Source organism: Leifsonia sp. McL0627 (assembly GCF_058244615.1).
The window spans coordinates 418525-437248 of the sequence record NZ_JBZCGM010000002.1; the positions used below are offsets into that span (position 1 = coordinate 418525).

An 18724-nucleotide genomic window follows, 5' to 3' on the forward strand; every position below is an offset into this window, starting at 1 on the left:
GCTCACGCATTAGTCCGACCCTCGCAGCGGCGGGCCGGCCCCGGGCTTCTGGCGCGCTACCACCCTGTGAACCAGATCGGCTGTCAAGGAAAACGCATTGGGACCATCGCAAGCCTCCCTGGGATGGAGACGGTGCCCCTGGAGGGATTCGAACCCCCGACCCAGCGCTTAGGACGCGCTCGCTCTTCCACTGAGCTACAGAGGCGGTTTGCCTATCCTAGTGGCCAACCATCCGACTCGACCGCGCGGCGCCTCAGTTCGGCGCTACGGCACCGGTAGTCGCGGCGTCTCCCCTTGCGTTCGGCATCTAGAAGCGCCTCAGCGGCTGGGCTGGCACCGCCTAGGAACCCAGATGCTCCTCTAGCGCCCACAACTCTCCATTGCTTTCGGTCATGACGCGCTCGTTGAGCCGGTCCGCGACGACACCTAGATCATCCTCGAATAGATCGCTATAGGTATCGAGCGTCATCGCTGCCGATTTGTGTCCCAGCATTCGCTGCAGAACCAAGATGTGAGCGCCGGCGCTGACGGCCAAACTTGCGGCAGTGTGCTTGAGATCATGCGGAGTCAGATGCTCAAGGCGCGCGTTTCGGACGGCAGTCAGCCACCAGGAGTGCCGGCTCCGGGCCGTGTCGGGGCGCCCGAGGAACTTCTCCTCTGGCCCCGGGAAGACAAGCCTTCCGTTATCGCGTCCGAAACTCAGGACCTCAAGCCGGTCGGTCAGAAAGTTGGGGAATGGCACTGACCGCTCCTGCCAGCTCTTCGGCGGCCCAACGAGGACGACCCCATCAACTTCTGTCGCAGTCCGGCGAATCGCCAAGCGCCTTCTCGCGAAGTCGATATCGGCCACGGTGAGCGCCACCGCTTCACCCCAACGTATTCCGGTATAGGCGAGGAGGAGTATCAGAGTGCTTCTTAGCTGGTCGGGAGCCTGATTTGCGAGTCGAAAGACCTCCTGGTTGTTCAAATAGCGACGCCGCGGGTGCCACGCTTTCCGAGGCAGATTCGTTGCGCCCCGCGCCGGGTTTGCGGGGATAAGCCCGTCCCGCACGGCCACGTCCAGCACTCCCGCTAATATGCCGACCGCTCTGAGCACGACGCTCGGCGAGCCAGCCTTCGCGGCGTTAGCGGCGCGGACTCGTACTGTCACCGCCTTACCCTGGCTCAACTGCCGAATCCAGGTTTCAACGGCGGAGGGGCGGATCGCTCCTATATTTGTAAACGCCCACCGCGGCTCGACGTAAACCCTCCATGCTGTCCGAACCGGCGACCAGCTCGACGGCCTCAACCACTCTTCCTTGTTGGCAAGCCAATCGACCGCCAGGTCTCCGACCGTGACCTTCGATTCGGCCGGCCCGGCGCTGACCGCGCCCATCATCGAAACGTGAACGGTGGCGGCGTAATTCTTGGCTTCCCGCTGCGTTAGGAATCCGCGCTTCTCTCTCTGGTGATGCGATGGGTCGCGCCAGCGCACCCGGAAGCGTCGACCCTTGGCGGTTTGGTAGGCGGTGACGGTAGCCATGATGCGCTCCATTTCGGATTTCTCCTCAACCCACTATCCCAGGATCATGCCGGACGGTACGGGTGTGGAACTGCCAAAAGCCGGGCGCTGCCGCAGCGTTCGAGTGGAACTCGGCGTGGGCAAGCTGCGCGGTAACGTGGGAAGCAGGGAACAGGACTACCGAATGGATCAACCACATGACTCTCGACGATGAAGGCGAAATCGCCAAGGCTATTGGCGAGCCGTCGCTGGAGAACATCCCTGAGGCGAAGCTTCGGAGAATAGTCGAGCTCTTTGATGACATTCCCGAAGACCTCCAGATGCATCTCATGAAGACCAACGCCGAGCTCCAGAGATACGCCCTCAAGGCAATCACTGCCGTCGAGGAGAATCTGACGGAGTCGCTGGCGTCGAACGATTCCAGCACTCAGCAGGCGTTCGCAGCGCTGACACAAATCCGCGAGGCGATCACCGGCGAACTGAGTAGAGACAACGTCAGCGACGAACGTTGGCGCTTTCTGGTCGAGAAGCTGATCGAGAACGGTCAGATGGCGGTTGCAACGGACACCGCGAACAAGCAGTTCCTCGCGCAGCAGGCCAATTCCGGCCGCCTGACCAAGACACTCGTGGCAGCGATGCCTCACATCCAGACAGTGGTTCAGATCGGGGTCCAGCTCATGCTTGCTCGCAACCGGACCTGAAACACGCCCCCCGCGACAGCGAACTGACGCCGAGTCGGCTTGTCACCAAGCCGGTGATCAACCGGGCTGAATGTCAGCCAAGGAGATCGGCGCCGGTGACCCGTAGATCGCGACCCGCGGAGTAGGCAGATTCAACCTACCGAAACGACTTAGTGCTACAGGGCTCGGTCTCGTTCGGGCGGCCTACGTCTAGCGGTGTCTGTTGCAACGCATTCCACCCAACACGGGTCAGGCATTCACCGGAATGTGCATGGATACTCACCGTCGTCATAGCGACCGCTCAATGCCGCGACCTTGCCGAGTATGATCACACGCTCAGTGTGCCGCCTCGGGGTCTTTCCCCCCGTATTGCATCAGAACTGCAGCTGCGAGTTGGGCCAGAGCGATAGTCGCGAGGGTTAGACGCTATAGAGCTTGAGCGCGACGTGATTCACGATGAACCGCTTGCCCTCGTGATCGAAATCGAAGTGGATGCGCCCGACCTCGTTCGGCTTGACGCCGTCGCGCACCTTGACGTGGTTCTTTTGGTTCCAGGTTCTGCCCTCGAAATCGAAGTCGCGCATGGACTTGCTCTTCTCGATCGTGTCGTCCGACGTCGCGACGTTCATGCCGAAGTTGGTCTTGAACCAGTCGTCGATGTGCCCGATCGTTCCGCGTTCGTCGCTGTAGAGCTGGCAAGCGGCTCGAGCGAGCGTCGTGAGCGCATCGGTCATATCGGCCGGGTCTGGATAGTAGATCTTCTGCCAGGAACGCTCCGCGTTCTCGGTGAACGCGAGCCTATTCTCGGAAGCGTCCATGAGTGCGAGGAAGGTGTCGCTCGGATCGGATCCCGCTTCCAACACCGGAATCTCGTCCCACGGGTCCACCGCCGCCTCCGGCTCGTCCGAAGGTGTAAATCGCCCGAGGTAGAGACCTTTCCAATAGTCGGCCTCCGCCTGCGCGTCTTCAACAGAACGCGTCGCAGACTTCGCTCCCTCGAGGTCTTCGGCATATGACTGCGCCAGGTCGTGCGATTCCTTGACCTCGGCTTCGAGCAGCGCGACATTTTCTCGCAGAGCATCAAGTTCGGCGCCCGTGTCGGCGGCCTGCTGCGCCAAATGGATTCGCTCGTTGGCCTGAGCGCGCGCGGCGCGAGCGACCGATTGGCGGACCTCGCGCCAGCCGTCATCGACTCCACGGACGAGCGCAGAGACGGGCGCGAGCAGGGGCATCAGTGTATTGCGGAGGTACTCGCGCCCGCCACTCGCGACTTTCTCGGCGGAAATTTCGATGCCCAAGGAGGCAACATCCGACCAGACCAGGCGAGCACCACCGAACGGAACCCTTAGGCGAGGAAATGCTCGCTGCACAATGTCTCTCGTTGCGAAATTCAAGGTGACGACCCGCACAAGACCGACAAGTTTGCGGGACGCGTAGTATGCCGCTTCACGCCCGCCGAGTGTGCGGCTGTGCACGAGCAGAATCGGCAGCCGCGACGGAGACAGCAGCACCTCGACCAGCACGGCCGCCTCTTGCGCCGTCTTGACCATCTGGAACCGCTCGTCAACCTGCTGCCCGTCGATCTTGAGTACGAGCAGAGTGTCGCGCGCGGCAGCCTCGATGATGCCGGGCTGGAAGACGCTTGTCTCACCCACTGGCGTCAGCGCACCCCCGGTGTATTCGCGGCTCATGCCTACACGAAATAGAACTCGCCCGTCCACTTTCGCGAGCGTCACGCGGGTCGTGAGTTCCACTCCCGAGTCGAGCGTCTGCAGGACCGACAGCCGAAGCGCCGTGTCAGCACCTGTATCGAGTCGCTCCCAGACGACCGTGCGCTCGACCTCGGCTCCGCCGAATGCGACAGAGCGGAGAGTCGCCTGCCCGCTCATCGCCAGCTCGTCTGGGGATACTCTCTCGCAGATCCACGGTTCAGCCACTCGGCGGTGTGTTCCAGCAAGCGGAGATAGGGATCGGCTCCCTCGGGCGATTCGACGAGGAAGTCAACGACGTAGAGGAGATGCATGGTGCTCGGATCCTCCTTCACCGCTCAGTTTGGCAGGGGCCGCTGAGGGCAGCAACCGATGCCGAGGGTCGTTTTGGCTTTTAGCGAGAGCGACCCGACGCGGCTTCGGTTAGCGATGGTCGGAATGATTCTTAGCGTCCATTTGCATGGCTGGTGACGTTCTCGACGAACACCTCTGTGATCACTCGACGATCCCGGTTCGGCTCTCGCAGTGCTGAGACGGATCGAATACTTGGTAGACCGGCGCCTCCGTCCGTCGCCCGCCGTGGGCAACGTTAGCGAGAGCGGCCCGGCTATTTCCCGGCCACTCTGGGAAGTCCAACCTGGTATGGCCACACGGAGGACACCCCCGCTTCTTGGGCCGCAAGAAGGATGCATCGTGCTAAAGCCGATGCAGCGTGGTTCTGTTCGCATGAAGCGCAGCTTTAGCAAATCCCAAGGTGAATGCGTCCGGAACCCCACTCCGGCAGCCGCCTTCCTCGAGATCGAATGCGTAAACGACGTCTGCGCAATGGCGCTGCCCGAGGTCGGAGTGACCCAAATGTGGCGCCGTCGCGCTCCTAAACCATGCCGAGGAGGCCCGCGTCTGCGTCGCTTGAGTGGCGTTTCCCACGCGTCGTCACTGACGACGAGGCCAGTCGCCCGGACGTGCCGCGCGTTGCAGAACAACCGGGCGATCTCACACATGTCAGCCGCAGGCATTCCGGCGACGCCGTCATCGTCAGCCCTATTACCCTGGCGTTCGTTGATCGCGATCAACCTATCCCCGGATACGGCCAGGCCAAAGATCCACGTCGAAATAAGCCTCGAGACGGGCGAGCGTGAGGATGTCGCACCACAGCGCACCATCCATGACTCTCTTGACCGTTCGAGCGTCCACACCACTGCGTCTCTGGACTTCGCGCGCACTGTGCCCGACCATCGCGGCCTGAAGGTTCAGCGCCAGGCGCCGCGCAACCTCGCGGCGCGGATCGTCAAACGGCTCGTCAGGCCAGTTGACGTTCCCCTCATTTGGAGCCGCACGTTCCTTCATAGGACGAGGCTAACGGTGAACGCGACCCTCCACCGCGCTCGCTTGGCTTCCTGTCCATTCTCACCGCCGTCGGGGCCACAGGTCGGCGTGAAGTGCGTGCTCCAGAGCCGCGACAACATCGACGCTTGGATGCACTGACCCTGAGAGCACCTTCCGCAGTACTGACGCCTCGATGTGTGACCGCGCCGCGATCTCGTCGAGATCCCGGCCAACTAGAGCTCGCCGCAGATTGTGAGTGAAGCAGCTGACTGTCTTGCAGGCAGCGTCGGAACCTGGTGGGCTTCCTTGGTCATGCGCGTTGGCCATCGGGTTTCCTTCGTTCTGATCGGGGCTACCCCGATCCGCGAATGCGGCATATAATCCGCATAAGGTCAATGTATAGACGATCCGGAAGCGAACTCAAGGAGCGGCGATGAGTACGACAGCGCACAAGCAGCTTCGCCTGTTGCCCGAATGTGAGGTCGCATCGATGACCCTCCGCGAGCTCGGCGTAGAAACTGACACTCCGTACGGCTGGGGGCCCGCCTGCCTCGCCATCGCAACGACGCTCAGGGCTACCTGTCCCGGGGTACGGCTGTACCTGCAGTTGTCCGGTGGCGGCGTCCGGGTCCACGCGCTCGACGGGGTTGTCATCTCTAGCAACGCTCGGCTCGACACGCAGACGGCCGCCTGGGTGATCGCCGACCAGACGGTAGCGCTCACCTGCGCGAGCTGCGGCCGTCCCGGTATGCAACGCCCCGGCATCGCGCTGGCGATCTGCGACCCCTGCCGGTACCTCGCAAACCACCCAGAAGCGACGGAACTACCGTTCACCCCGTCCCTGCCACTGCCCGACGAGACCCTAGCGGCGATCGACGCCGTGGGTGCGCTCGAAAGTTTCGAACGGTTCGCGGAAGTGCCAGCCGGCTGGACACGCCTCGTTGCCTCAACCGTTCGCGACATGCCGACGCCGGAACTCGCCGACGCTGTCAGGTTCAACGCCCAGGAAGACATCGTGTCGATCGCGTTCGATGACGAGGCGATCGCCTGGTCGCCGGAGTTGGTCGCGTTGAATAAGCGCTTGGAGGTGAATGCCCGCGTTCATTGCCGCCGGTGTTCGCGCCGGCTCACGACGGAGCCAGGCGACCCCTCCCGCAACGCGGTCTGCCCAGGTTGCAGATGGGTGGCATCCCGCGGCTGCACGGTCGTCGATACCGACGCCGGACCGTGCTCAGCGCCGTGCGGCGCCGGATCCCGTCGGGCTACATCGGACGAGCTCCGATGATCGACCCGGATTCCTTCAAGAGCGACAAGTCCACCAGCTACCGGTCCCTTCCGAACAAGCCGGGCTGTTTCCTAGTCACCACGACCTCCGGGACGCGATATCTGTTCGACAGGGCGCGGTTCACGGTGACCCGAATCCCGGTGCCCGGCTCGGCTCCGAGCCTCAACGACGGGGCCCGTACGCTGCGGACAGTCGAGTCATGTGCAGTCGGCGACACTGGGTTCTGGACGATGCGCTCCAACGATCCAGACGTCGACTTCTACTGGCAGACCACGACTCCGGTGGTATCGATCATCGAGGCAACGTCCGAACCAGAACTCAGGCAGCCGGCCGCGCCTCCGGAAAAGCCGTGATGGGCGAGGAGCAAGTGGACGTGCCCGCGTTCCTTGGCGCGCTGCCGATCGTCGCGGTCTTCATCCGCGCCTTCCGAGGCGAGCAACCGGACAGCTGGGTGAAGATCAACGAGCTCTACTACCGGCGCGCGTGCGGGTGCCGAACCGCCGACGACTTTAGACGACACCCCGACATGTGCATCTATAGCGAGTGGGGACCGATTGAAGGAGTCGTGGTCTACCACGACCGTGGCCAGCGCCTGCTCGACCATTGTCCGTTCCCGAACGCTCTGGATTCAGTACCCGTGCATTGGCGGCATTACTTGGAAGTGATAGAGCGAGCACTTGCCCACGGGATCGGTCACCCGGGCATCGACCCGCTCAACCAGATCGACGCGACCGCAGGCGACGTACAAGCCGCGCCACTCTCAGCAAGCGCCCGCGACATATGTTGCATCCCGGCCCACGAGGTGGCTCGCGATGGCTGAGCCACAAGTCCGACTCCAGCTGACACTCACTGGCGGCGGTGTCTGGCATGCCGCCGTCGGCGCGAACATGAGATTCGTTTTCGACTTCCAGGCCGGGAAAGTCATGATCCTCGACGACAACCCGAGGGAGGGGACGGCCGACTTCAAACCGATCCGGACGATCGAGGTCGGTGTCCCTGGAACGGAACCATCCGAGGAAGCCCCGCACCTCGGCCCTCTTCTCAGCGAGGCGGAACTATTGGAACGTCTCCGCATCGGCCCGGAAACGCTTCGAATCTTCGAGGAGGACCGAACCGTCCTGCGGATCATCACCGAGTCGAAATACCCGGCGTTCCAGGTTATCGACGGGCAGCTGCTGCCGGGATTGCGGAGCGTTCTCGGCGAGCTCGCCGACGGGATCGACGACGCCCGACTGCACTGGCGGTGGCTGACAATCCCAGCGGAATGGGCAGACGGCAGACCGCCGTGGGAGCTGCTCCGCGACGGGGAGGAGACACGAGTCGTCAACGCTGCCGGCAGAGCCGCGTGGGTGTGGCGAGATGACAACCGGGGGTACTCATGAGCGACGAACACGACGACGAACTCAACAAGTGGATCCGGGACGTGGTCACCCCCGCCGCCGTCCGCCTCGGTAACACCGTCACGTTCGGCCTGTCACCCGACACGCTCCGCCAGCAGTTCGACGACATGAAAGCGGCAACCGGCGACGACAAGCTCGCCGCAGCGAAACGTGTCGCCGACGTACTGCGAACGACTCAGGCAACGAAGGTCGCACCTGAGAAATGGCTCGGGCAGGTGTTGGAGGTTGTCACCGAGTCGGGAAGTCGGTACGTCATCGACACGATCGACTGGACGTTGAACAGGGTGCGCGGACGAGACGAGCAGGACGATCCGGAGGTCGCGCCAGCGTCGGGGCTACGGCGCGATGGGGACACGCTGCGGCTCCTACGAGTGATCCGGCTGGAGGTGGCTTCCCGAGCGGTGTTCGACGTCGAGCCTCTTAGGCCGGACGCGGTGTGGACGCGGAGAACCACAACCTTCGTGCTGGAGATCCGAGACAGCTACAGCGGCTCGACCCCGAACTAGGAGGCGGGTGTCGCGGTCGCTTGTGCCTGCGGGCTCGTATTACTTCCGCGAAACCAAGCATTATGAGTACGCCGCGGCACATATCGCAATTGACGTCAGGTCAACCACTCAACCGTCAGCTGCGCCCCCGTCGATGGTCCAGCAAACCTCTTGCAACTGCGAACCAGTGGCGCGGCGATCTGGCGGCGGTGTTCCGAGCGGTGATCGTGGCGAGAGCATCGGCGTGACCTGTCGCCAGTGGCAGACGACGGTCACCTTCTCCGATGTTCGATTCCCAGCGGCACCCGCGCAGAGTCACGCAATCCAGGGGTTCGAGGATGTGGTGGCGGAAATGAAAGCATCGCGCCGTCGGCACCCCAGCCGTACCGTGCATGGCTACGAGGCTTACGAACTGCGCGAGCAGCATGGCCGTCACCGTCACTGACATCGTTGCTACGTTCTGCCCGGCTCGTTCCAAGTCGATCCCTGACGACGCGATATATGTCTGGTCGTCAAGCAGACCGTCCCGATCCAGCGCGATCATCGAGGGCTTGAGCTGCCGGATACAGACCATGCATGGCTGGCCCGGGGTGAGAGTGTGCGCCCGCGCAGATGCCCGGTTCAGGCCACCCATCTCGTCCGGCTCGATGTTGATCCCGCCGTCGATGACGGGGATCAGGTCCGAATAGGCAAGCTGGTTCAGTACCGCACGTGGCCACGGGCGGTCGACGCACGAGATGACGATGTCGTAGTCGAGTGCAAGGGCAAGCCCAGTGGGGTCGCAAATAGACGCCTCGTGGACCTTGATTCGAGGCTCTGCAGCCGTTGCCTGGGAGGAGAGCAGCCGGCGGGCGACGTTCACCTTTGCGCGGCCGAGGATCGCGTCGAGGGGTCTGGCGCCGATCATGCGGTCGAGGTTGTGGGCTTCGACGGCATCGAAGTCCATTACCCCCACCGTCTGAACCCCGGACGCGACTAGTCTCTGCGCCACGTCGAGCCCCACGCTGCCGACACCGACAACGAGGACCCGCATCCGGGCGATGTCCGCCTGAAAAGCCGAACCCCATGCGCTGACGGTGCGTCGCTGCGCACCCGTCTCCTTGAGTACCGGACGAATTTCCGGATTGAACCCCATTCGGAGCTGGGTGCCGACCACTCGCACCGTCTCGCAGGACGCAACCTCCTCGCGTGAAAGCCAACTACGAGCCGACCAGCTGCCCGTACCTGTGGCGAGCGTCATCCCGAGCATCGGCAACTTGGTTGCCGCGACCGCGAGTCCGGCATAGCCGGACTCGGTCTCCCGGTCTGTGGAACTCATGGCCTGCCAGGAGCGACCAGACGGGTGGCTGTGCAGTAGCACGAGTCCCTCACCCCGCTTGGCAGCCTCCTCGGCCACCCGGAAGACATAGGCGCTCGTGAATGAAGCGTTGCCGTGAACGTGCCGTTCGCCAGCGGCTGGCAGGTAGATCCGCCGAACGAGCGCGGATCTCCGCGTCGCGCCGGTGGACACCGCGTAGGTCGCGAGGCACACGTCCTCCTGCCCATCTGCTCTACTCAGATGAATCCGAAGCTCCTCTGCGATGACCTGCGGCATCGCCACACTCCGAGTGGGCGACGGCGTACTCACACCGCCTCCGAAAGCACAGCCCGGACATGTCCCAGCCAAGTCCGACCCGGCTCGGTAACCTGCTCCCAGCGTTCAATCTGACGTGAGTACCGGGTCCAGCCGGGGAGGGTGTCGGACTGATCAGGGTGCACGTTGGGGATGGGGATGCTGCTGGGAAAGTGAACCCAATGCGGCGGAACGGCCGGCCACGCGCCGAGCTCGTTAATCGCGACCCCGCGCTCTGTAATCTCGCCAGCTCTAGCGCCGTCGACGACGCGCACGGGGAACACGACGACTGCTCCCTCGATACGCGCCGTAACTCCCCATCCTGCGAGGTCGGCGATGAAGCCATCGACTCCGTCGGTCACGCGACCGGTCCGTCCTGCTTGATCGACTCGAACTCGTCGCCTTCATCGACCTGCACCACGTGGGTGTCCTTGAACCGCTTCAGGGTTCCGTTGCGCTTGATCTGCGCCAGGTCGTACTCGGCCGGATCAAGGCCGGCGAGCATGAGGAGCGCGCGCGCCTCCCAGGTGTTGTCGTGAACGGTGTAGGGCTTCGAGTCGATCGAGATGTGGATCGTCTGGTGCTTCTTCTCGGCAGTGGCTGCCGCTTCCTGCGTAGTCATCTTCGTGACCCTTCTTGGCCGATATTTTCGACCCTATGTGTCATGGTATACCCGTCGTCACCCTTGGGGTGATGACGGGTAGTAGACTCGGCGTGTCGCATCGCGAGTCGGTGCTACCGCCAGGGGTAGACTGATGCGATCAGTGGAGGGGTGAAGAACGGAACGCGATGAAGTTGGAGTTCGCCGACGAAGCGCTCGAGCGCCTCGCCTACGACTCGACCGCCACCGCTCACGGCTGGTCGCCACTGCGCCTGACGCTGTTCCGAAGGACGCTGTTCGTCGTCCACAACGCCCACAACCTTCGGGACCTCATGAACATGAAGTCGTTGGCGTTCCGCCGTTCGACCAGCGAATCCCAGGATCACGTATCTGTTCGCCTTGCCGGTGGGCCGCGGCTGGTTATGCAGGTCACTGAGATACCACCGGTGGCCAAAATCGTCGATGCTCTTGATGATGACTAAGGAGATGGCATACATGGACAGGTCACTGGCCGAAGCTTTCCCGCCAGGTGACTTCCTCGCGATGGAACTTCAAGAGAGAGCTTGGTCGCAGGCGGAGTTCGCGGAGATCCTTGGCCGCCCAACTCAGTTCGTGTCCGAAATCATCGCCGGGAAGAAGGAGATCACCCGAGAGTCGGCTGCCCAGATCGGCGCCGCCTTCGACCAGAGCCCGGAGCTGTGGCTGAACATGCAGAACTCTTACCTACTCGAGAAGCAAGGTCAGAACAGCACGACGCAGCGCCAGCTGGACGAGGTCCGTCGGCGTGCGCGCCTCAACGAGTGGGCTCCGATCTCCGTGCTTCGCCGGCGCGGACTAATTCACGGCGACACGATCGATGAGCTGGAACGGAGCCTGCAGGAACTATTCGAAGTGTCCGACTTGGACCAGGAGCCCACGCTCCAGGCTGCCGCACGTCGCTCCAATACGGAAGCGCCGCTGACGCCGACACAGCTGTCCTGGCTCGCTGCAGCACGCCGGCGTGCCCGACGCCTGCAGGCCGGCAGGTACGACCAGTCGCAAGCCCTGGATCTCGCCAAGACTCTGTCTCAGGTCACGAAAAACCCCGTCGCGTTCCGACGTCTTCCCGAGATCTTCGCGTCGGCAGGCATCCGCCTCGTCTATGTGGAGGCGCTTCCCGGAAGCAAACTAAGCGGCGCAACGTTCTTGCTTGATGACGACCCCGATCAGCCGGTAGTTGCCCTTTCCGGGAAGGGGAAACGCCTCGACATCGTCCTTTTCACCCTTCTTCATGAACTAGCGCACCTTATACAGGGAGACGTGAAGCCCGGGGAACCCGTAATCGATGAGGACTCGTACACCCTCGGCGATGAAACATCGGCAGACCGGCAAGCGGCCGAATGGGCGATACCCGGAGGTCTTCCCATGACCGTCGGCAAGATGCGTTCACAGTGGGTAGTCGAACGTGCCCATAAAGCGGGCGTTCATCCGATCGTGGTCGTCGGTCAGCTGCAGAACCGAGGCGACCTGGACTGGCGAACTCAGCTCGCCAAGGGCGCGCCGACGGTGACTGAAGAACTCAGCAGTTGGTCTTAGGGCCCGACGTTAACTCACGCTAAGCCTCGGGACCGCGACGAACCCAGAACTCCTGCCACGGTCATTGCCGGCCCCGATCAGCAGCACCATCGCGAAAGCGGCTTCGCGATTTGCTGACCTAGACGTGCCCGGAACAGGGCGCTCCCACCCGCGTTGCCGCATGTATAGGGTGTGAGTAGCCAGGCCGCGTGCTCGCAGCGTACCGGCCATGACGACGAAGCAGTTCGTCGTCGTGCGATCGCAGAAAGGTGAGGAGGCGCCCGATTGTTTGCAGCCGAAGTACAGCTCGGCGCTCCCGTCATCCGGTGGTTGCGTGACAACGGCGGGAGCTGCGTCGCTCAGGAAGTTGCCGTTGGAAGCGGTGTCGCTGACCTTGTTGCCGGATTCGGCAGTACGAAGGATCTACGAAACCGGCGGCGGCAGGCGGCAGCCTTGCCCGACCACGTTCAACTCGCACTCGTGGACTTCTGCCAGACAAGCCGTACCGAGCGGGAGCTTCGAGAGTGGGCGCCACACGGCTACTCCGGGCTGCGCACCCGGGCACTTGCTCCGCTGCTTGCAAACGGGCTTCTCGCTGAAACCCCGCGTGGTGTCCGCTCCCGCCGGCGTCCCCGCGATCCGTTCGAGAGGATCATCGCCGTCGAGCTGAAGCTGCGCGGCAGCGAACGAGGGCTTCTCCAAGCGTTCAGCTATCGGGTCTTTGCGGACGTGTCGTACCTGGCGATCCCGGCGGAACGAGTGACCTCGAAGGTGATGGCGCGCGCACGCGAACACGGTGTGGGCGTGCTTGCGGTGCACCAACGTCACGTCGATGAGGTCGTCGAACCGGACCCCTCCTCACTTGCGACGGCAGGCCGACGACGTCTCGCCAGCGAGAAGGTCCTACACGGCGCTACCCTCACCGACCGTCAGGCGGGCGCCCCTGCCCCCAGCCTGAGCCGGCAGGCCAGCTGACCCGGCCGCCGGCTCTCGCCTTCACGCGAGCGCGTCGTCCCAGGCGGGAAGGAACGCCGACACCCCAGCGTCGTTGGCGGCGAAGGGAAGCACGGCGAACGCGTTCTTCGCCTCCGTTACCCACGAGCGTGCGTGCGCGATCCGCTGACCGGCGGGCATGTTCATCAGCTCCAACGCCTGCCGATCCTGAGCGACGATGTTGTGCTGACGTAGTAGCACTCGCTCTTCCTTCGACAGCGACTCCAGATCAGGGTTCGTCGCGAACAACGCCGCTGCCTCGTCGGTGTCCAACGCGACTAGGTCGGGCCTCGCCTGCCGCATAAGCACGTACGTCTCGGAGCGGACCATGTTCAGCAGCCTGGGCACGTACACACGATCCAGCGAAGCACCACCACCGGTATCCTCCTCCGGGTGTGGGGCACCGTTCATCAGCCCGCCCTGGACGCCAGTCGTCCACCCATCCGCGCCCAACGCCAGCAGCAGCAGCCCACTGCTCGCCCGCCGGCCGACCACGACCGAGGACCCGGCGTCGTGCATCACCGTGAATAGGTCGCGGAACCCGCGCAGAGCTGCCGTGTCCGCCAGGGGCCCGAACGACGGCTGGGTGGTGTGCACGAGGATGTGCAACGTCTCGACCGGCTGGCCGGTCAGCGCAGTCAGCAGTTGGTCGCGAGCGTTGTCGTTCGAAAGCCACGCCGCGTGGACGAGAACTCCAGACCAGATCGCCGGCGGGGTAACCGCCTGGGGGGCGTACCCGCGGTACAGCTCAGCGCAGTCAAGGCTCTCCCGGATCCAGTTCAACTCCCCCTCCCCCGCATAGAAGTACGGCGAGATCAGCGCGTCCGCACCGAAGTCGATCGTCGCGTTCCAGACCGTCCGGCACCAGGCGTCACGGGCGTCCGGGTCGCCAAACCCGGTGAGTACTGGGTCGTTACCGTAGTCGAGCTTCGTGTACCCGGACGGGCGGACCACAAGGGGGCTGCGAGCGTACGACGTCACCGGGTCGATGACACTCATCCGCTGTGCGGCCCGGGCGACATCCACGAACTCGGTAACCCGGTCGCCAGCCTGAACATCGATGACCGCACCACCGGACGACAAGCGAGAGAGGAACCCGTTTTCCGCGAAGTTCTTCACATGGCTGATGTTGACGAAGAAGCCGAGCCTCGACACCGCCGCGGAACCGACACCGGCGGCGAGCTCCCGTCTCGCGGTTTCAAGATCGGAGAGCAGCTCTGGAACCTTCAGGTAACGGCGGTGCGGCTGCTTGTTCATCATTCGATGGATGACGTCGGCGACGGCCGCCGGAATTGTCGGGTCGATCGACCTAAGCGGCTGCGGGGTAACGGTCGCCGGAGCGGCCCAGCATTCCATCAACGTCGGCGCCCAAAACGGTTGGACGTTCGTCACCAGCCGGTACCCGATCGCCCCAAGCACGAACTGATCACTGCGCCAATCACCGTGCGCCGGGGTGGAACCCACCTGCTCCGGGCTCATCCATCCAGGTGTCCCCGGCGTCGGCAGCACCGTGTAAGTTGAATCGTCGACGTGGCGTGCCATCCCAAGGTCGACGATTACCGGGTCACCGTCCGGGGTGATCATGATGTTGCCGGGGCTCAGGTCCCGGTGAGCTGTCCCCTGCTCCCAGATCGCGGCAGCGGCCCCTACCAGCTTCGCCAGCAGGTCGACCGCCTCAGCCTGGTCGAACACCTCCCCGGCCACGAACGCCTGGCGGAGGCTCCGCCCTTCGACGAAACCCATCTTGATCCACTGGTGCGATGCGGTGCCGTCGTCGTGGCTCCCGCTGTCGATGATGCGGACGACACCGGGATGGTCGACCCGTCGGAGCGCTTCAAGCTCGCGTTCCACCCGTCGCGCCTCCGCAACCGCCGGGTCGATCACTTTCAACGCGTAGACGCCAGTACCGTCATCGACACGGAACGTGCTCGCGAATCCTCCGGTACCGAGATGCTCCACAAACGATCCGTCTGGCACGATCTCCCGGGCCACCGCTTCGAGCTGATCTCTATTCGCAGGCATATTCCCCCCGATCCCGTCAGTGCAATTGCATAGACCGTCCAAGGTTAGGCAGCCAGTACACGTAACGCAGGACCCAATGCGGGGGCCGCAACCGCGCGCAAACAGCCTCGCGTAAGGGCTCTAAAACATCCGCCGGAGCACCCACGACGCATAACCGTCCCCGAGGACCCGCTCGAACGCGGCCATGTCTTCGAGCTTCAATAGTGCATCGCCGCGGAGAATGCGTGAGACCCGGTCGTATGACATGTGCATCCGAGCAGCGAGGTCCTTTTGGTTCAGCCCGCGCGCACGTGCATAGTCCCGCGTGTGGTACGCCCAGTTGTGCTGCCACCGCGAGGCGCGGAGCCGCACTGCGTCCGCGGCAGATCCCGACGGTTCGACGAACTTAGCCTCAATGACACGTCCGAAGCCGGGCGCGTCAATCATGTACTCCCGCGGGCGGAACTTTGGATCACTCATCGAACCCTGATGTTAGCGCTTCCAGCACGCATTCGCGCAACTTTGGCGACCAAATTACGGAAATCGTCTTGAAAAGCGCGCCTCTAGCCGCAATTCGACGAGGGATCAGCATCGTAGCGACCCTCAGACGAGGTACACGGACATAGAGATTTCATGAATGCTTTTCCTCCTCTTGACAGAAACGCCCCCGCGGCATTTAATCCGATACCACGGCGTGTCGACTTGAACGCCGCACCGCAGCCCATGTCCCCGCTTCGCTCCACCGATTCACCGGGACCCGCGGATGACCGTGGCGTCCGCGGTGGGCTGCGGTCTGCGTACGACCAGCTCGATGGGTTCCGCGGCCACTTCAATGCACTCAGCGCGGATGCCGCGGCCGCCGCGAACCCAGCCACCATCAGTTGGCGTCTGCCCGTCATTGGCGCGGGCGTTCGCACCGAGCTCGCTACCCCGAACTTGCTCAGCCTCGAACTGCACCACGCTGACCCTTTCGCCTTCCGAAAGCGCTACCCACTCCAGAAGAACATTCAGGGCCTGCTGTACTTCGCGTCCACCTGCGAGCACGTGTGGCATGAGTCGGAACTCGAAGCGCACGTTATGCGCCGATACGACATGCGCGGCGACGTCGTCGCCATCGCCAGCCAACCGTTCCGCATCGACTTCGCCGACGGTGCCCACCACATCCCCGACCTTCTGCTCTACCTGGCTGACCATCGCCAGGTCGTCGTCGACGTAAAGGCAGCAAAGTTTCTGCCCGACGCGATGACCCAGTTCGAGAAGACGCACGCCGTCTGCAAAGCGGTCGGGTGGGACTACGACATCCACTGGGAAGCCAGCCGGCAGGTCACCGTGAACGTCGACCGGCTCTCCTACTTCAAGAACCCCGGCTACCACCCGGGCGACGAAAAGCTGCAGCGGTTGCTCGCCTGGCTGACCGAGCCCCGCCCACTCGCGCAAGCGGCTATCGCCCTCGGCCCCCCTACGGTGCCCGAAGGACGCTCGGCGGTCCTCCACCTGGTCTGGGCCGGCATGCTCACCCTCGACCTCGGCCAGCCCATCAACGACACCACTCTCATCGGAAAGGCGAGCGCATGACCCTAGCACTCTTGGACCCAAACGAGACCGTCACCCTCGACGACAACAGCAGCTGGCGCATTGCCGAGGTCGGCGGCGCGCTCATCCGACTCCGCAACGAAGTCGACGGTAGCTACACGGACATGCACATCGGCGAGCTGTCCCGCCGCGCGGCCGGCCTCCCCCGGTCATGGGCGCCGTCGGCCCCCGACCTGCGTGAGCTCCCCGAAAAGGAGCAGGCCCGCGTCCTCAAGCTCGCCGACGACCTCGAGGAGGTGCTCACCGGCATCCACCCGCGCCACACCGACGTGTGCCGACTCGACTACAGCCCCAAGCGGTCCCAGAATGCGCGCGTCATGTCCAAGGGAAACGAACTTGGGGTCGGACGGGCGAGCATGATGCGCTACCTGAAGCTTTACCGCGAACAGGGCGTTGTCGGTCTCGCCGACCCGCGCACCATCCGCCGCTACGGACCACTGGCGAACTTCGACGACCGCCTCGTCGAAGCAACGCAGCGCGAATTCCGAATCCGCAGGCATCACTCAAACGTCACCAAGAAGACCTTCATCGACAGCATCGAGATGGCGCTCGAACGCGACTTCGGCCCCGACACTGTGCCGCTGCCGTCCCGAGCCGGGTGGTACCGACTCCTCGACCACCTCGGCAACGGCAAACACGCGTTCACGAACTCCTCCGCGAAGACCAAGATGTCACTCGGCAACAGGCCGGAGGCACCCTACCGCAAGCGGCAGAACGGCTTCGCCGGTGGCGAGGTCCAGGTGGACTCGACGCTGCTGGACATCTGGGTTCGCGGACCGAAGGGCAAGCCCGTCCGAGTCGTACTGACCGTTCTCTTCGACCGAGCGACCCGCATGGTCATCGCCCACACCTTCCGGCTCCAGGCTGCGAAGTCAGTCGACCACGCCATGCTCCTTGCACAGGCGCTGACTCCACGTCAGAACCAGCCGTCGCGCTCGGTCTTCCGCGACCTCATCAGCCGGCGAAACCCCAACATTCAATTGATGAGCGAGTCCGAGCGGGCGTTCTATGTCGCCAACGCTCCGTTCATCCGCCCGGTGGAGATTGTCATCGACAACGGCGCGGACTTCCTTGGCGGCGCGTTCCAGGCGGCGCTGGCGATGTTCGGAATCGGAGTCCGGTTCAGCGCTCCGCACACGCCGACCTCCAAGCCGCTTGTTGAGCGGAACTTCGGGTCCATCTCGGAAATGTTCCTGCAGTCGCTCCCCGCCGGCTACCTCGGCCGCTCACCTGAACAGCGCGGCTACAAGGTCGACGAGCAGCCTCTCATCGACGTCTTCGCCCTGCATGAGCTCTTCGACGACTGGCTGCTCCGGGTCTGGAACCACCGTCCGCATGGCGGTCTCTCTGACCCGATGTATCCGACCGTGAAGCTGTCGCCGTATCAGGCGTACGTGGCCAGCACGAACGTCACCAGTCAGCTCTCGGCGACCCTCACTCGGGACGACTACATCCAGCTGATGCCGCTCAAGCGGGTCGTCATCGGTATGCACGGCGTCCGCATCAACGGCCGCGACTATGACACCCCGCTGCTGAACTCGCTCCGCGGAACGAAGTCCGACGACCCCCGCCACAAGGGCAAGTGGGAGACCCACTACGACCCGTACAACGGCATGTACGTGTGGGTGAAAGGCCCGGACGGCGAGTGGATTGAATGCGTCAGCAAGGACAGGGAGCTTGTCTTCGAGCCCTTTATCGAACTTCTCGACACCAACGGCGAAGTCGTCTACGACGCTGACGGCAACGTTGTCTACGTCGACGCATGGACCGAGGACGAGGACGACGAGCGGGCTCTCATCGCCGAGGTCGACTCCGCGCTGAAGGCCGGCGGCTACACCTCGTTCGCCGCCGCTTCCGAGCCTGCTCCGGCTCTGCCCGCCTCCCCTAACGTCGACCCCTCATCGGACGACGACGAATTCGACCCGACCATGACCGTCCTCTAACCAGCAGCACCCCACTCCAACCGAAAGGCATCACCATGTTC

At 63.6% G+C, this 18724-nt stretch carries 18 protein-coding genes and 1 tRNA gene; 11 read left to right on the plus strand and 8 right to left on the minus strand.

Going from position 1 to position 18724, the window contains the following annotated elements:
* Positions 1-133: 133 nt before the first annotated feature.
* A tRNA-Arg gene (locus AC37TH_RS02450) sits at positions 134-205 on the minus strand.
* Positions 206-340: 135 nt separating this feature from the next.
* Positions 341-1522 (minus strand): site-specific integrase, encoded by a 1182-nt coding sequence (locus AC37TH_RS02455; RefSeq protein ID WP_490762765.1) that lies wholly within the window; start codon positions 1520-1522, stop codon positions 341-343.
* A gap of 176 nt (positions 1523-1698) precedes the next feature.
* Here AC37TH_RS02455 and AC37TH_RS02460 point away from each other — a divergent pair, with 176 nt between their 5' ends.
* The gene (locus AC37TH_RS02460) at positions 1699-2202 is read left to right on the plus strand and encodes a hypothetical protein (protein ID WP_490762766.1); all 504 of its coding nucleotides are present in this window, start codon (positions 1699-1701) and stop codon (positions 2200-2202) included.
* A gap of 398 nt (positions 2203-2600) precedes the next feature.
* Here AC37TH_RS02460 and AC37TH_RS02465 read toward each other — a convergent pair whose 3' ends face one another.
* The gene (locus AC37TH_RS02465; protein ID WP_490762767.1) at positions 2601-4070 is read right to left on the minus strand and encodes a hypothetical protein; all 1470 of its coding nucleotides are present in this window, start codon (positions 4068-4070) and stop codon (positions 2601-2603) included.
* A gap of 894 nt (positions 4071-4964) precedes the next feature.
* Complete coding sequence (locus AC37TH_RS02470) at positions 4965-5237, minus strand: hypothetical protein (protein WP_490762768.1); 273 nt, start codon at positions 5235-5237, stop codon at positions 4965-4967.
* A 412-nt stretch (positions 5238-5649) separates the two neighbouring features.
* On the opposite strand from AC37TH_RS02470, the gene AC37TH_RS02475 reads away from it, so the two are divergent.
* The 5 genes from AC37TH_RS02475 to AC37TH_RS02495 are packed head-to-tail and all read left to right on the plus strand — an operon-like array spanning position 5650 to position 8407.
* Complete coding sequence (locus AC37TH_RS02475) at positions 5650-6501, plus strand: hypothetical protein (RefSeq protein WP_490762769.1); 852 nt, start codon at positions 5650-5652, stop codon at positions 6499-6501.
* On the plus strand, positions 6498-6854 hold the full coding sequence (locus AC37TH_RS02480) for a hypothetical protein (RefSeq protein ID WP_490762770.1): 357 nt from the start codon (positions 6498-6500) through the stop codon (positions 6852-6854). The genes AC37TH_RS02475 and AC37TH_RS02480 overlap by 4 nt, the downstream gene beginning before the upstream one ends.
* A complete protein-coding gene (locus tag AC37TH_RS02485; protein WP_490762771.1) occupies positions 6851-7321 on the plus strand; it encodes a hypothetical protein in 471 nt (156 codons plus the stop codon). The genes AC37TH_RS02480 and AC37TH_RS02485 overlap by 4 nt, the downstream gene beginning before the upstream one ends.
* On the plus strand, positions 7314-7883 hold the full coding sequence (locus tag AC37TH_RS02490; protein WP_490762772.1) for a hypothetical protein: 570 nt from the start codon (positions 7314-7316) through the stop codon (positions 7881-7883). The genes AC37TH_RS02485 and AC37TH_RS02490 overlap by 8 nt, the downstream gene beginning before the upstream one ends.
* The gene (locus AC37TH_RS02495) at positions 7880-8407 is read left to right on the plus strand and encodes a hypothetical protein (protein ID WP_490762773.1); all 528 of its coding nucleotides are present in this window, start codon (positions 7880-7882) and stop codon (positions 8405-8407) included. The genes AC37TH_RS02490 and AC37TH_RS02495 overlap by 4 nt, the downstream gene beginning before the upstream one ends.
* Before the next feature lie 115 nt (positions 8408-8522).
* Here AC37TH_RS02495 and AC37TH_RS02500 read toward each other — a convergent pair whose 3' ends face one another.
* On the minus strand, positions 8523-9980 hold the full coding sequence (locus tag AC37TH_RS02500; protein ID WP_490762774.1) for a ThiF family adenylyltransferase: 1458 nt from the start codon (positions 9978-9980) through the stop codon (positions 8523-8525).
* 376 nt (positions 9981-10356) lie between these two features.
* Complete coding sequence (locus AC37TH_RS02505; protein WP_490762775.1) at positions 10357-10620, minus strand: hypothetical protein; 264 nt, start codon at positions 10618-10620, stop codon at positions 10357-10359.
* 167 nt (positions 10621-10787) lie between these two features.
* Here AC37TH_RS02505 and AC37TH_RS02510 point away from each other — a divergent pair, with 167 nt between their 5' ends.
* The 3 genes from AC37TH_RS02510 to AC37TH_RS02520 all read left to right on the plus strand — a co-directional run bounded on the left by AC37TH_RS02510 (position 10788) and on the right by AC37TH_RS02520 (position 13128).
* A complete protein-coding gene (locus AC37TH_RS02510; RefSeq protein ID WP_490762776.1) occupies positions 10788-11081 on the plus strand; it encodes a type II toxin-antitoxin system RelE/ParE family toxin in 294 nt (97 codons plus the stop codon).
* Between the two features lie 13 nt (positions 11082-11094).
* Positions 11095-12174: a helix-turn-helix transcriptional regulator gene (locus tag AC37TH_RS02515; protein ID WP_490762777.1), complete on the plus strand. Its 1080-nt coding sequence runs from the start codon at positions 11095-11097 to the stop codon at positions 12172-12174.
* Between the two features lie 264 nt (positions 12175-12438).
* Entirely contained in the window at positions 12439-13128 is a 690-nt protein-coding gene (locus AC37TH_RS02520) for a hypothetical protein (protein ID WP_490762778.1), read from the plus strand.
* 21 nt (positions 13129-13149) lie between these two features.
* Here the strand turns inward: AC37TH_RS02520 and AC37TH_RS02525 are convergent, their stop codons facing one another.
* A complete protein-coding gene (locus tag AC37TH_RS02525) occupies positions 13150-15138 on the minus strand; it encodes a serine/threonine-protein kinase (RefSeq protein WP_490762779.1) in 1989 nt (662 codons plus the stop codon).
* Between the two features lie 150 nt (positions 15139-15288).
* Positions 15289-15627: a helix-turn-helix domain-containing protein gene (locus AC37TH_RS02530; RefSeq protein ID WP_490762780.1), complete on the minus strand. Its 339-nt coding sequence runs from the start codon at positions 15625-15627 to the stop codon at positions 15289-15291.
* A gap of 222 nt (positions 15628-15849) precedes the next feature.
* Between AC37TH_RS02530 and AC37TH_RS02535 the strand changes: the two genes are divergently transcribed.
* A complete protein-coding gene (locus tag AC37TH_RS02535) occupies positions 15850-16722 on the plus strand; it encodes a TnsA-like heteromeric transposase endonuclease subunit (protein ID WP_490762781.1) in 873 nt (290 codons plus the stop codon).
* Complete coding sequence (locus AC37TH_RS02540) at positions 16719-18683, plus strand: transposase family protein (RefSeq protein WP_490762782.1); 1965 nt, start codon at positions 16719-16721, stop codon at positions 18681-18683. Before AC37TH_RS02535 ends, AC37TH_RS02540 begins: the two co-directional genes overlap by 4 nt.
* Positions 18684-18724 lie beyond the last annotated feature (41 nt).